Genomic DNA, 12,651 nt, shown 5'->3' with positions numbered 1-12,651 from the left:
CGACGTAACATGTCGCCGGCTGGCTTCTAGCGCGCGATCATGAACACCGGATAGCGGTTCCACTCCGGCTCGCGATAACGCGCGCAGTTGGCGTAGATGAAGTCCAGCACCGCCTCCTGGCTGCTCAGCAGCCCAGGATTCGCCGCCTTCCACTCGGCAAACTTCGCCGCCAGCTCGGGCTCCTCCGCCAGCAGCTTCTCGGCCTCGTCCTCGAACACATAATCCGAGTAATGCTCCTTCTTCTCCAGCACGCTGTTGAAGAAGCCCCAGCGGAAGAAGCTGTCGTGCGCCAGCGGCTCGAGCGTCTCGACCGCATAGCGCGCCCGGTCCTGGTCCAGCAGCACGATGTAGTCGCCGGCGCGCAGCAGGACCTGCCCGATGCGGCGCTCCAGCACCACCTCGTCGTGGAACAGATGGCCTTCGTAGGCCGACGGGCGCGACGTCACCGACCGGATCTGGTAGTACGTCACTTCCTGCAGGCGATCCGCCTCGATGCGCTCCATGCGCACGCCATTCCATTCCAGGCGTTCGATCGCCTCGCGCCACTGCTGCGGCACCACATAGGCTTGCGGCGCCGGCACCGCGACGTCGACCGGGAAGCTGTTGTAATAGGCGATGTCGCGTTCCCACGGGCTGCTGCGGTCGTAGTACAGGCGGGTATAGTCGCCGATGGCGCTCTTCCTGTATTTGGCTTCATAGCCCTTGAAGCGGAAGCTCGACGGATTGGCTTCGTCCATCTTCCAGCGCACCGGCCATTCACTTTGTTTGCGGCCTTCCTCGCGCGCCGCGCGGCGCAGCGCCTGGATGCGGCCGGCGTTCTTGACGGTGAACTCGAGCGCCACTTCGACCAGCGCCACCATCGACTCGTAGCGGTCCTTGAACGGCTTGAGCATATGCGTTTCGGGCATGAAGCCGATCGTATGGTGCAGCGCCGCGTAGCCGGTAGAGAAGCGCGCCGTTTCGAGGAACTCGGCGATGCCGTGGTCCGGGCTGTCCTTGACCGGATTCACGTAGGGGCAGGTCGGCCAGCCGCGCGCATCCATGCCGGCGTACATCGCGGGCAGCATCTCGGCCCGCAGGAATTCGCCCAGGCCGCCGCCCAGCTTGTCGGCCTGGGTGTGGATCAGGGTCATCGTGTAGCTGTAGTCGGCGCCATTCGAGGTATGGGTGTCGACCATCACGTCCGGATCCCAGCTCGTGAACAGCTGATTGAACGTGCGCGCGGTCAGGGTGTCGCACTTGACGAAGTCGCGGTTCAGGTCGAGGTGGCGGCTGTTGCCGCGAAAGCCGAACTGCTCCGGCCCGTCCTGGTTCACGCGCGAGGTGTCGGCGCGGTTGAAGCTGCCGTCCACGTTGTACAGCGGGACGAACAGGAACACGGTCTTGCCCAGCGCCGCCAGTTTCTCGGGCTGCAGGCAGAAGTCGCGCACGATCGCCATGCAGCCGTCGACGCCTTCCGGCTCGCCCGGGTGGATGCCGTTATTGTTGAAGAAGACCGGCCGGCCGGCGAGCTTGATTGCCTCGCGTTCGAACACGCCATCGCTGCTGACCACGCCCGCGTGGATCGGCACGCCCGCATCCGATACGCCGACCTTTTCGAAGCGCAGCACGGAAGGGAAGCGGCGCGCGAGGTCTTCGTACCAGGCGATGCAATCAAGCCAGGTGGTGGTCTGGTTCAGGTTGCCCTTCTCGTAGGGCGTCAGCAGTTCAGTGGACATGGATCTTATCGTTGTGAGGTTGATGCTTCGGAAATCGTCGCCGGCACGGCTTGAGCCTGGGCCGGCAGGTTGAGCGGCAGCGCGATCGCGACGTCGGTGCCTTCGCCCGGGCTGGAGCGCACCTCGATCGTGCCGTGCAGCGCATAGGCGCGCTCGCGCATGCCGATGATGCCGATGCCTTCCGAGGCGCTGGCGGTGTCGAAGCCGGCGCCGTCGTCGACCACGCGGATGCGCAGCATGCCCTTGCCTTCGTCCAGCAGCAGGCTGACGTGAGCCGAGCGCGCGGCGGCGTGCTTCATGACGTTGGACAGGGCTTCCTGCACGATGCGATAGGCGGAAATCGCCAGCTCGTTCGACAGGCGCGCGAAATCGCCCTCGCTGTGCAGGTCGAAGCGGCAGCCGGACGTGGTGTCGTAGTGGCGCACCATCTCTTCCACCGCGCCGTGCAGGCCCAGCATGTCGAGCACTTCGGGGCGCAGGCGGCGCACCAGGCGCCGGCCGTTGGCGTACAGGTCGAGCGCCAGCTTGGTGATGGCCTCGGACTTGCGCCGGATCTCGTCGACTTCGGGCCCTGGCGGCGCCTTGGCCGCCAGCAGGCCGATCGACTGCGCCTCGAGCCTCGCCGCGATCAGGGAAGCATTGAGCTCGTCGTGGATCTCGACCGCGATGCTCTTGCGCTCGTCTTCGATGATCTCGTTGACCTTCTGGATGAGTTTACGCTTGTCGGCGTCGGCGCGCAGCGCCTCGTTGCGCGAGGCCAGCAGGTCGCGCGTGCGCTCGGCCACCTTGTTCTCGAGGTCGCGCTTGGATTCGTCCAGCGCCAGCGACATCTCGCCGATCGAGGCCTGCAGCTCGCCGATCTCGCCGCCGGTGGTGACCGGCGGATGGACACGGTAGTTGCCGCCCCGGATCTGGCGCAGGGTGCCGATCGCCTCGCGCAGCGGCACGATCAGCGAGCGCGCCAGCACCCAGGCCAGGATGCCGCTCGCGGCCAGCGCCAGCGCCGCCATCGACAGCTCGATCTGGAAGCGGTCGGTCTGCTTGGCCATCATGTTCGCCGGCGACATCGTCACCCGCACCCAGCCGACGACTTCGGTGGTGAGCGTGGGCGGGCGCGAATCGCTCGATGCCGACACGTGCGGCGTGCCGTTGTCCGAGAACAGGTTGATCCACACCACCTGCTTGCGGATCGGCGCCTCGTAGTAATGGGCCTGGGCGTCGCTGGCCGAGTCGGACACCACGCGCACCGCGGCGCGCCCGCTGCCGTCGATCACGTCGACTTTATAGATGCTGCGGTCCGACTGCACCAGGCCGTTGATGGTCAGGCGCAGGTCGGACAGGTTGCCCGAGATGACGTTGTATTCGGACGTCTCGGCCAGCGCGCGCGCCAGGATGCGTCCGCGCTCGGCCAGCTCCTCGGCCACCTGGGCGCGGTGCGCATACCAGGAATACCAGACGAAGGAGGTGAACAGCAGGATCACGGGCAGCATGGTGATGACGGCCATGCGCCGTCCGACACCCCAGCCGCGCCAGAAACGCAGGTTCATTGCGGGAGCGGCGCGCGCCGTGCGAAGTTGCGGGCGGCGTCGGTCACGCGCAGGTCGAGCGAACTGGCCACCCCTTCGTTGATGATCGTGCGGAAGTAGCGCGGGAACTGCGGCGGATCGAGTTCGCCGGTGCGCACGAAGTCGGCGGCCAGCTCGGCCACCTGGGCATTGATCTCCTCGATCTCGGAATACGTGGTTGCCAGCGCGCCCACCTTGACCATGTCGGCCGAGAAGCCGATCACGCCCTGCTTGCGGCGGTAGGTCGAGAGCAGGATATTGCGCACGTTCTCGGCGTTGTAGATGTCGCTGTCGGGCAGCGCCAGCAAGGTCTCGGCGCGCGTCATGCTGCCCAGCGTGTGATTCAGGTCGTCGCCCGGCGCATACATCTGGATCTCGGTCGCATCAATCAGCGCCGGCTTCAGGAAGGCGGTGTCGGGGCCGAGCAGCACGCCGACACGCACCGGGCGGCCGTACAGCAGCTCGGCCAGTCGCATCTGGTCGTTCGGCGCCGGCTCGGCATAGATCGCGGTCATGGCCATGCGGCGCGGCTTGGGCAGGCGCGCGGTGAGCGTGCGCCATACCTGGCTCGAGGTATAGGCCGAGATCACCACGCAATCGCAGCGGCGCGACAGCGCGTCGCGCAGCGCGGTCGGGCCGATCGCCACATACAGCATGCGGCGCTTCTGCGCCAGCTCGGTGCGGAAGGCGGCGAAGGTGGGCACCAGGCGCTTGTACAGGTCGTCGGCGATGCGGTGGGTGACGGCGCTGTCGTCGCCGGTCAGGATCTGGAAGCGGTAGCCCTGCGTTTCTTCGCGCTCGCGTTCCGCCTGCTGGGCGGCGTGGACGCTGCCGGCAAGCGCCAGCATGAAGGCAAGGACCAGCAGCGGCGCCAGCGCGGGCGCGCGCCTGCGCTGGTGGGGCATGCGGCGCGGGAGGATGGCCATCGCGTCAGGGCTCGATCAGGCCGTGCTTGACCGCCAGCAGCGTGATGCTGGCCTGGCGGTGCACGCCCAGCTTTTCCTTGATCGACTGGCTGATGTTGCTGATGGTCTTGGTCGACAGGTCGAGGCGCTCCGCGATCTCGGCATTGGTCATGCCCTCGGCCATCAGCTTGAAGATCTCCAGTCCGCGCTCGTCGAGCTGCGACTGCGGCGTGACTTCGCCGCGCACCGCCATGCTGGCCAGGCGCGATGCGATATGCGGCAGGAAGTACAGCTTGCCCTCGTGGGCATGGCGCACCGCGGTGGCCAGGTCGGCCGGGTCGCAATCCTTGGTGACGAAGGCGTGGGCGCCGAGGCGGTAGGTTTCCTTGATCAGGCTGTCCTGGTCAAACTGGCTCAGGAAGACGATCTTGGCCGACGGGTCGGACTTGAGGATGGCCTGGGCCGCGTCCATGCCGGTCAGCTCGGTGCCGAAGCGCATGTCGAGCACGGCGACGTCGGGATGCTCGGCGGCGTACAGCGCGGTCGCCTCGCTCGGGGTCTTGGCCTGTCCCACCACCTGCATGCCGGCCGCTTCCAGCGACATGGCGAAACCGGTCATGACGATCGGGTGATCATCCGCGAGCATGACGCGGATGGGTTTGTTCTGTTCTGCCAATTTGATTCTCCTGGCGCGTGGCCGGTGTGCTTTCCCAGTGTCTGGCGTGGGTCTGGCTTTGCTGAGGCCGGGGCGAAAAGCCACGGCACAGTTGGGAATTATTTCATACAACGGGCGGGGAAGCGAATGGAAAGGCGGAGAACTTTTGTGCTCTCTGGCAGGCGTTTTTTGGGCGCTTCCTTTTGCTGGACGCGTGGACGGCGGAGCCGTCCACCCTACGGCTGGCACTGCTTGGTACGTTGGCGCACACACAACTAGAAACAAATTTACCAGATTATGGATTTGCAAATTGCTAGGACATAGCATATATTGATTCCAACGAGCTGTAGATATGCATTCTTCCAAGGTAGTAAACCTGGCATCCCGAGGGATGGCGGGACGAATAAAGGAGGTTGCCATGCATTTTTCTGACATCAATCAAGGCGCCGGCGGCAAGGCCGGCAAGTTCGCCCTGGTGGCCGGCCTGCACGTGCTGGTGGCGATGGGCGTGATCAGCACGATGAACGCCAAGTCGATTTCGCTGCCGGCCATGCTGGAAGACAAGCTGGTGTGGATTCAGCCTGAGGTTCCTCCGCCTGCGCCGCCACCTGAACCACCCAAGCCGCAAGTGAAAGCCGCGCCACCCGAAGTCGTGGTGCCGAAGGTGGAAGTCGATATCGCCGAGCCGCCGCCCGAACAGGTCATCGAAGCGAGCACCGAACCGTCGCCCGAACCGGCCCAGCAGACCCAGTCCGAGGCCCCGCCGCAGCCGGCCGCCGAGCCGTCGTCGAACAGCGGCCAGATGCGTAGCGCCGTGCTGGCCGACGCCAATGGCTGCGCCAAACCCGATTATCCGGTGCGCGCTGCGCGCAATGGCGAGACCGGGACCGTGACGCTGGCGCTGCTGGTCGGGACCGATGGCCGGGTGCAGGACTCCCGCATCCAGTCTTCCAGCGGCTCGCGTGAGCTCGATCGCGCCGCCGTGAACGCCCTGAGCCTGTGCAAATTCCAGCCGGCGATGAACGGCGGCACAGCCGAAGCCGGGTGGGCGCAGCTCGCCTATGTCTGGACACTCGAGTAAGACCGTTTTCCCCTCTTGAGCCCGCCAATCTTCATCCGGCGGGCTTTTTTTCGCCCCTATGACTGGCGCATAGACGCCGGCGCGGGCGATATCCGATCACAACAACAATGGAGAGAGAACACATGGAAGCAAGCGCACCGATACCGGCGATACGTCTCACCGGGTTCATGCACGCCCTTGGCGGTGGCCTGGGACTGGTAGTCCTGGCCATCCTGGGCTGGATGGCGTTGACGCGACCGGCGCCGCCCGAGCCGAAGGCAGAGATCGCGGCCAACAGCTGGAACGCCCGCGTGCAGGAGCACATGCGGGTGCTGGCAGCCAGTCCGCGTTCGATCGCGACCGAAGGCAATGCCCAGGCGCGCGCCTATCTGCTGTCGGAACTGCGAGCGATGGGGCTGGCGCCGGCGGTGCAGCGCGCCACGGTGCGCAAGTCGGTCGTCTATTATTTTGGCGCCATCCACAACACGGTCGGCATCGTCCATAACGTCGTCGCCAGGATTCCCGGCAGCGCGCCGGATGCGGGCCGCCGCCCGGCGCTGCTGCTAACGGCGCACTACGACAGCGGCAACGCCATGCGCGATACCGCGCGCGGCGCCGCCACCATGGCGGCCCTGCTCGAAACGGCGCGCTCCCTGCGCGCCGCGCCGCCCGCCAACGACGTCGTGCTGCTGTTCGCCGACGGCCACCACGTCGGCGCGCTGGGCGCCAAGGGCTTCGTCGAACAGCATCCGCTGGCCCCCAATATCGGCCTGGCGCTCAAGTTCGATCCTGCCGGCGATGCAGGGCTGCGCCTGGTCGAGACCAGCGGCGCGGGCGGCGTCGCGCTGGCCGGCTGGATGCGCGCCGCGCCCGAGCTGCGCGGCTCCTCGCTCGAGACGACCTTGGCGCGCATGCTGAACGACGCGCCGCACGTCGGTCCGCTGGCGGCGCTCGATACGCCGGTGCTGCTGTTCGCCGGCGGCGAAGGGAATCCGCAGCAGCTGGGCGACGCGATGCTGCGCCTGGCGCAAGCCTACGGCGACACGCCGCTCGAGCGCGGGACGCAGGCGGCGGCCGCCTATTTTTCGCTGCCCGTCGTGGGCCTGGTGCAGCACACGGCTTGGCTCACCTGGGCGCCGGCGATCCTGTCCTGCCTGATGCTGGCCTTCGCCTGGCGCCGCCAGTTCGGCGCGGACGGCGCGGTCGAGGCGGCGCAAGGCGTGTTCGGCGTGTGCTTCCTGCTGCTCGTGGTGCGGGTCGGCAGCTGGACCTGGCGCGAAGAGATTGCCGCCGCCGGTCTCGCGGGCGAGCATCGTCTGCCGCTGGTGGTAATGGTGGTCGCGGCCTGCGTCTTCGTCGCCGGGCTGTATCTGTTCCGGCGCAGCGTCGGCGCCGCGGCGATGGTGCTCGGCGCGCTGGCCTGGCCTGCGCTGACGCTGCTGCTGGTTGTCTTCTTCTTGCCCGGCGCTGCCTATGTGCTGGCCTGGCCGCTGGCGGCGGCGCTGGCCGCCTTCCTGGCCTTGCAGTCGCGCTGGGGCCGGCGCCAGGCCTTCGCCCTGCGGCTGCTGATTCTGGTGGCCGGGCTGGCGCCGGCCGCTGCGCTGTTCCCCCCGGCGCTGCGCGATGCCTGGCTGCTGCTCGCGCCGCACCACATGTACCTGCCGCCGATGCTGATGGCGCTGCCGATGCTGTGCTTCGCCAGCCTGCTGCTGGTGCTGTCCATCGCGCCGGCCGTCGCCGCCGCGCTGGCGCTGCTGGCCGCAAGCTGCTTCGCCCTGCCCGGACAGGCGGCGCCGCGCGCCACGCTGCCACCCGCATCCGATGGCCTCGAACGGCTGGTCTACTACAAGGACGCGAACACCTGGCGCGCTTACTGGCTGCTGCCGGAGCAGGCGCAGGGCGACTGGATCGGCCAGCTGTTCCCCGGCCGCCAGCCGACCATCTTCGTCGAAGTCTTCGGCTGGAACAGCCCGCGCCAGTGGTATGCCGAAGCGCCGCGCGACGATGCGATCGCCTTCCCAGAATGCTTCGCCCTGCTCAACACCGTCGGCAAGGTGCGACGCGGCACGTTCACTGTGCGTTCGAAGAATCGCGCGCCGCACATCGAGCTGCGCATGTCGGGCGCCAAGGCGCTGCGCTCGCGGCTCGACGGCGTGCCGCTCACGTCGAAGGAGGCGCCGTGGCTGCTGTCGCTGTACGGGATGGAAGACCGGGTGCTGCACTTCGAGATCGAGAGCGCGCCCGATGAGATTTTCGCGATCACCGTGCAGGAGCGCATGCCCGGCCTGCCCCAGCACCTGCTACCGTCGCGCGACGAAGACGCCCCGTATTTACGGGAACAATCGGGAATGACGATGTCCACCGATATCCTGCGATTTTATTGATGACTTGTCATAAAATGTTCCGCGCACGCCACGAACGTGCCCTTCCCGATCAACTCAAGTCGCAGGATTTTATGTACAAGATCGTCTCTTCCCTCGTCCTTACCGCCCTCGCCGGCAGCCTGGCGCTGGCCTATCCGGCCCATGCGCAAACCGTCCAGGAAGCGCCACTGCGCGCGCACCTGGCCCACCTGTCCGACGACGCCATGGAAGGCCGCGGCACTGGCCAGCGCGGCGGCGAGCTGACCGTCGCCTACCTCGAGGCGCAGGCCAAGGCCGCTGGCCTCAAGCCAGCCAACGGCAACAGCTTCCGCCAGGCGGTCAAGATCGCCGGCGTGCGTTCGCTGCCGGCCAAGAGCGACATCGCGATCACCGCTGGCGGCAAGGCGCTGCCGCTGCAGTTCGGCGCTGACTGGGTCTGGGGCCCGGGCGACGGCAAGGCAGAGCACAAGCTGGATGCCGACCTGGTCTTCGTCGGCTACGGCACCGTGGCGCCGGAAGAAGGCGGCTGGAACGACTTCAAGGGCATGAACCTGAAGGGCAAGGTGCTGGTGATGATGGTGAACGACCCGCTGCCGACCGCGGCGGAACCGAACCGCTTCAACGGCGAAGGCCTGACCTACTACGGCCGCTGGACCTACAAGTTCGAGGAAGCGGCGCGCCAGGGCGCGGCCGGCGCCATCCTGATCCACACCGACAAGTCGGCCTCGTACGGCTGGAGCGTGGTGCAGAACAGCTGGGCCAACGCCGAGCGCTTCCAGCTCACCGAAGGTAAAGTGGGCACCGGCGTGCAGGGCTGGATGACCGATGACACCGCACGCAAGGTGTTCGCCGCCGCCGGCCAGGACCTGGATAAACTGCGCGCCGCCGCCGAAGACAAGAACTTCAAACCGGTGACCCTGAAGGCCCGCCTGAAGGGCACGGCGCGCGCGGAAGTACGCAAGCTCGAAGAGTTCAACGTGGCCGGCGTGGTGCCGGGCACCGATCCGAAGCTGAAGGACGAAGTGGTGATCTACAGCGCGCACTGGGACCACATGGGCAAGCAAGGCACTGAAGGCGACACCATCTTCAACGGCGCGGTCGACAACGCCTCGGGCACCGGCGCGCTGCTGGCGATGGCGGAGCAGGCCGTCAAGCATCCGGCCAAGCGCAGCCAGATGTTCCTGTGGGTGGCCGCCGAAGAGCAAGGCCTGCTGGGCAGCGCCGCCTACGTCGCCAAGCCGCTGTGGCCGATCGAGAAGACCGCCGCCAACCTGAACCTGGACAGCCTGAACTGGGTGGGTCTGGTGAAGGACGTCAGCGTACCAGGCAGCGAGCGCACCGAACTGGGCGCGATGGCCGCCGCCACCGCCCAGGCCATGGGCTTGAGCGTGGCTCCGGCCAAGCCTGACCTGGCCGGCGGCTACTTCCGCAGCGACCACTTCAGCTTCGCCAAGGCCGGCGTGCCTGCCTTCTCGGTGGGCGCGGGCCGCAGCTGGGTGAAGGACGTCGAAGCGAACAACGCCAAGGCCGCGACCTACCGCGACAAGTACCACCAGGCGAATGACGAATACGATCCGAGCTGGGACCTGTCGGGCATGGTGCAGCAGGCGCAGTACACGCTGAACCTGGGCCGCGCGGTGGCCGATGCGCCGAAAATGCCGGCGTGGAAGGAAGGCGATCCGTTCGGTAAGGCGCGCGCGGCGAAGTAATCGCACCCGCCAGGCTTCACGTTTAGTTAGCAGTAGCACGTCGTTCCCGCGCAGGCGGGAACCCAAGTTGTTCGCGTTACGATAACGCTGGCACACTTAGGTTCCCGCCTCCGCGGGAACGACCCGTTTTGGGGCCAACGATTTCCGATCCACTGACGAGAGAGGCGAACGATGCGGGAAGAAGACTTGGTGCTCGGCGACGGCCGCACGCTGCACTTCTACGACCTGGCGCCACCCGGCGAGCAGGAGCTGGCCGTGTTCTGGCACCACGGCACGCCGAACATCGGCCGCCCGCCCGAGCCGCTGTTCGCCCTCGCGGCGCAGCTGCACATACGCTGGATCGGCTACGACCGCCCGGCGTATGGCGGCTCGTCGGAACGCAGCGGGCGGGATGTCGCCTCGGCGGCCTTCGACGTCGAGCGTATCGCCGACCGGCTGGGCGTCAGGCGCTTCGCGGTGATGGGACATTCGGGCGGCGGGCCGCATGCGCTGGCTTGCGCCGCCCTGCTGCCCGAGCGGGTAGTGGGCGCGGTCAGCATCGCGGGCCTGGCGCCGCCCGACGCGCAGGGACTCGACTGGTTCAAAGGCATGGGCGCATATGGCGCGGCGGCGTTGCGCGCGGCGGCGCAGGGGCGCGCGGCCAAGGCATATCATGAGGCGCTCGGGCTCGAATTCGACCGGGAGATGTTCACGCCCGAGGATTGGGAGGCGCTGGCGGGGCCGTGGTCATGGTTCGACAGCGTGGTGGGACCGGCGGTGGCCAAAGGGGTCGACGGCTTGATCGATGACGATATCGCCTATGTGACGCCGTGGGGGTTCGATTGCACGCATATCGCCTGTCCAACGCTGTTCGTGCATGGGATGCGCGATCGCGTGGTGCCAGCATCGCACAGCGAATGGCTGGCGCGTCACTGCCGCTGGGCCGAGCTGTGGCAGCGGCCGGACGATGGGCATATCTCGGTGATGAACTACGCCGCATCGAGCCTGGTGTGGCTGCGCGGGCAAGTACGCGTGGATTGATCGCGGACGGCGCGCCATGCGCTGCCATCCGCTTTCAGTGCGAGTCGAGGCTTACTGGATCACGCCGCAAGCCATGCGGCCGCCTCCGCCACCCAGCGGCGCTGGATGATCGGAGTGGTTGTCACCGCCGACGTGGACCATCAGGGCCTTTCCCTTGATGTCCGACATCTTCAGGCGCGGCGCCAGGACTGGATTGGTGGCGACGCCCTTGGCATCAACGGTCAGCGCAGGCAGGTCGCCCAGGTGGCCGTCACCCCATGGGGTGCCGTGCTTGTTGGTCTTGGCCGGGTCGAGGTGGCCGCCCGCCGCGCCGGCAGGGACGGTCTTGCCGTCGGCCTGGTTCGGCGCGCAGCTGCCGTTGGCGTGGATGTGGAAGCCGTGCAGGCCTGTGGGCAGGTCCTTGAGGTCGGGCGTGAACACCACACCATATTTGGTTTCGCTGAGCTTTACAGTGCCAACGGTGGCGCCATCGCCCTTGTCGGTGGCCAGCTTGAGAGTCACGGTGTTATCGGCGGCACTTGCGGTAGCGCATACGGCGCTCAGCAGGACGGCGCTCATCCATCGCATTTTCATTGTTTGCTCCTTCGAGAAATCTACAGGGATAGTAAAAAGCCAACTCAGTGTAGACCATTCTCATGCATGGGGGTGTTCTGCTGGCCTGTGGCGCGCCGCCCCATATATCAATGCACCTTCTGGTCGACTACACCCTTTTCTCTCCTCTTCAATGCTTGCCTTTTGTCATCTCTTAGCGATGTCGCTTGATTAAAGTAGGCATGGTGTCCAAGCCTATCCTGGAGAGCGTCGATGACAGCATCACCGCAGGACAATCGTGGCTTCTTCGTTCTCCCGCAGCGATACGAGGGTGGCGGTTACTACACTTACGGCATGCCTGGCCAAGGACAGGGACAATATGCGCATCCTCGCATGATCACGCTTCTGTTATTGGTGGGCTACCAGTGGAGTCAACTCGACCGCCGAAAGTTCGGCGTGGGAAATATCAGTCTCGCGAATGGTGCCGAATTCAAGCCTCATCGCTCACATCGAGACGGGCTGCAAGTAGATGTCCGCACAATCCGGAAAGACGGCCGTGAAATCGGATGCAGCATCGACGATCCGCAATATGATCAGGCAGCAACCGCTGTCTTGATTGGACTATTCCTGCGCCATCCCTACGTTCAAGGGATAATTTTTAATGACACTTCCATTACTGGCGTCCGGCCCAGCCGTGGGCACGACGATCACTTTCATGTTGGGCTAGCTTGAGGCAGGCGATGAACATTCAACTCTCGCGTTTTTTGTTGATCCTCTTGGTCTCGCCCCTTGCTGTCGCCAGCGACAACCTCGAACCGTATAAGCCGGCAACAGCGTCATACTGGCTGTACGGCGGCGGACTTGGAGATCCAGTCCCTCCGAAGGCGGACGACAAGAAGATTGCATTCTCTGTTGAAGGTGAAGCGGCCAGGCATATCTTCGATGCGATTGGACCAGACAAACATGATGCATGCACCGAGGGAAGTGGAACCCGCTTTCGAGGGCTTTGTTGCACAAATCGGCCCATCAGCGGCCGAGGCGCAGCACGGGTAAACTGACGGCATGATTGCTCCCGTAAAGCTGAAGTACCGAACGACCAACTGGAAAGACTACAACGCGGCATTG

The 12,651-nt window shown here is 65.9% G+C and carries 11 protein-coding genes; 6 read left to right on the top strand and 5 right to left on the bottom strand.

Features of this window, described 5'->3' with window-relative positions:
- Positions 1-26 precede the first annotated feature (26 nt).
- Genes J3U95_RS02205 through J3U95_RS02190 form a run of 4 tightly spaced genes read right to left on the bottom strand, consistent with a single transcriptional unit; the run spans position 27 to position 4,864 of the window.
- Positions 27-1,718, bottom strand: a complete 1,692-nt coding sequence (locus tag J3U95_RS02205; RefSeq protein ID WP_208277079.1) for a M14 family zinc carboxypeptidase — start codon at positions 1,716-1,718, stop codon at positions 27-29.
- A 5-nt stretch (positions 1,719-1,723) separates the two neighbouring features.
- Positions 1,724-3,265 (bottom strand): sensor histidine kinase, encoded by a 1,542-nt coding sequence (locus tag J3U95_RS02200; protein ID WP_208277078.1) that lies wholly within the window; start codon positions 3,263-3,265, stop codon positions 1,724-1,726.
- Positions 3,262-4,209, bottom strand: coding sequence for a hypothetical protein (locus tag J3U95_RS02195; protein ID WP_208277077.1), 948 nt, complete (start codon positions 4,207-4,209; stop codon positions 3,262-3,264). Before J3U95_RS02195 ends, J3U95_RS02200 begins: the two co-directional genes overlap by 4 nt.
- Before the next feature lie 4 nt (positions 4,210-4,213).
- Positions 4,214-4,864: a response regulator gene (locus J3U95_RS02190; RefSeq protein ID WP_123071681.1), complete on the bottom strand. Its 651-nt coding sequence runs from the start codon at positions 4,862-4,864 to the stop codon at positions 4,214-4,216.
- 397 nt (positions 4,865-5,261) lie between these two features.
- On the opposite strand from J3U95_RS02190, the gene J3U95_RS02185 reads away from it, so the two are divergent.
- The 4 genes from J3U95_RS02185 to J3U95_RS02170 all read left to right on the top strand — a co-directional run bounded on the left by J3U95_RS02185 (position 5,262) and on the right by J3U95_RS02170 (position 10,995).
- Positions 5,262-5,924, top strand: coding sequence for an energy transducer TonB (locus tag J3U95_RS02185; RefSeq protein WP_208277076.1), 663 nt, complete (start codon positions 5,262-5,264; stop codon positions 5,922-5,924).
- A gap of 122 nt (positions 5,925-6,046) precedes the next feature.
- Positions 6,047-8,287: a M28 family peptidase gene (locus J3U95_RS02180; protein ID WP_208277075.1), complete on the top strand. Its 2,241-nt coding sequence runs from the start codon at positions 6,047-6,049 to the stop codon at positions 8,285-8,287.
- 71 nt (positions 8,288-8,358) lie between these two features.
- Positions 8,359-9,975, top strand: coding sequence for a M28 family peptidase (locus J3U95_RS02175; protein WP_208277074.1), 1,617 nt, complete (start codon positions 8,359-8,361; stop codon positions 9,973-9,975).
- 171 nt (positions 9,976-10,146) lie between these two features.
- Entirely contained in the window at positions 10,147-10,995 is an 849-nt protein-coding gene (locus tag J3U95_RS02170; RefSeq protein WP_208277073.1) for an alpha/beta fold hydrolase, read from the top strand.
- A 51-nt stretch (positions 10,996-11,046) separates the two neighbouring features.
- On the opposite strand, the gene sodC is transcribed toward J3U95_RS02170, so the two are convergent.
- Positions 11,047-11,568 (bottom strand): superoxide dismutase family protein, encoded by a 522-nt coding sequence (gene sodC / locus J3U95_RS02165; protein ID WP_208277072.1) that lies wholly within the window; start codon positions 11,566-11,568, stop codon positions 11,047-11,049.
- Between the two features lie 231 nt (positions 11,569-11,799).
- Between sodC and J3U95_RS02160 the strand changes: the two genes are divergently transcribed.
- A complete protein-coding gene (locus J3U95_RS02160; RefSeq protein WP_208277071.1) occupies positions 11,800-12,258 on the top strand; it encodes a penicillin-insensitive murein endopeptidase in 459 nt (152 codons plus the stop codon).
- 8 nt (positions 12,259-12,266) lie between these two features.
- Complete coding sequence (locus J3U95_RS02155; RefSeq protein WP_208277070.1) at positions 12,267-12,584, top strand: hypothetical protein; 318 nt, start codon at positions 12,267-12,269, stop codon at positions 12,582-12,584.
- The last annotated feature ends 67 nt before the right edge of the window (positions 12,585-12,651 follow it).

Origin of the sequence: Massilia oculi, from assembly GCF_017582745.1 — a bacterium.
GTDB lineage: Bacteria > Pseudomonadota > Gammaproteobacteria > Burkholderiales > Burkholderiaceae_D > Telluria > Telluria oculi_A.
The sequence above is the reverse complement of the archived record's forward strand: the minus strand, read 5'-3'. Positions and strand labels throughout refer to the sequence as shown.

Coding starts and splice junctions, on each gene's coding strand:
- J3U95_RS02205 (WP_208277079.1), bottom strand. CDS start 1,718: ATGTCCACTGAACTGCTGACGCCCTACGAGAAGGGCAACCTGAACCAG.
- J3U95_RS02200 (WP_208277078.1), bottom strand. CDS start 3,265: ATGAACCTGCGTTTCTGGCGCGGCTGGGGTGTCGGACGGCGCATGGCC.
- J3U95_RS02195 (WP_208277077.1), bottom strand. CDS start 4,209: ATGGCCATCCTCCCGCGCCGCATGCCCCACCAGCGCAGGCGCGCGCCC.
- J3U95_RS02185 (WP_208277076.1), top strand. CDS start 5,262: ATGCATTTTTCTGACATCAATCAAGGCGCCGGCGGCAAGGCCGGCAAG.
- J3U95_RS02180 (WP_208277075.1), top strand. CDS start 6,047: ATGGAAGCAAGCGCACCGATACCGGCGATACGTCTCACCGGGTTCATG.
- J3U95_RS02175 (WP_208277074.1), top strand. CDS start 8,359: ATGTACAAGATCGTCTCTTCCCTCGTCCTTACCGCCCTCGCCGGCAGC.
- J3U95_RS02170 (WP_208277073.1), top strand. CDS start 10,147: ATGCGGGAAGAAGACTTGGTGCTCGGCGACGGCCGCACGCTGCACTTC.
- sodC (WP_208277072.1), bottom strand. CDS start 11,568: ATGAAAATGCGATGGATGAGCGCCGTCCTGCTGAGCGCCGTATGCGCT.
- J3U95_RS02160 (WP_208277071.1), top strand. CDS start 11,800: ATGACAGCATCACCGCAGGACAATCGTGGCTTCTTCGTTCTCCCGCAG.
- J3U95_RS02155 (WP_208277070.1), top strand. CDS start 12,267: ATGAACATTCAACTCTCGCGTTTTTTGTTGATCCTCTTGGTCTCGCCC.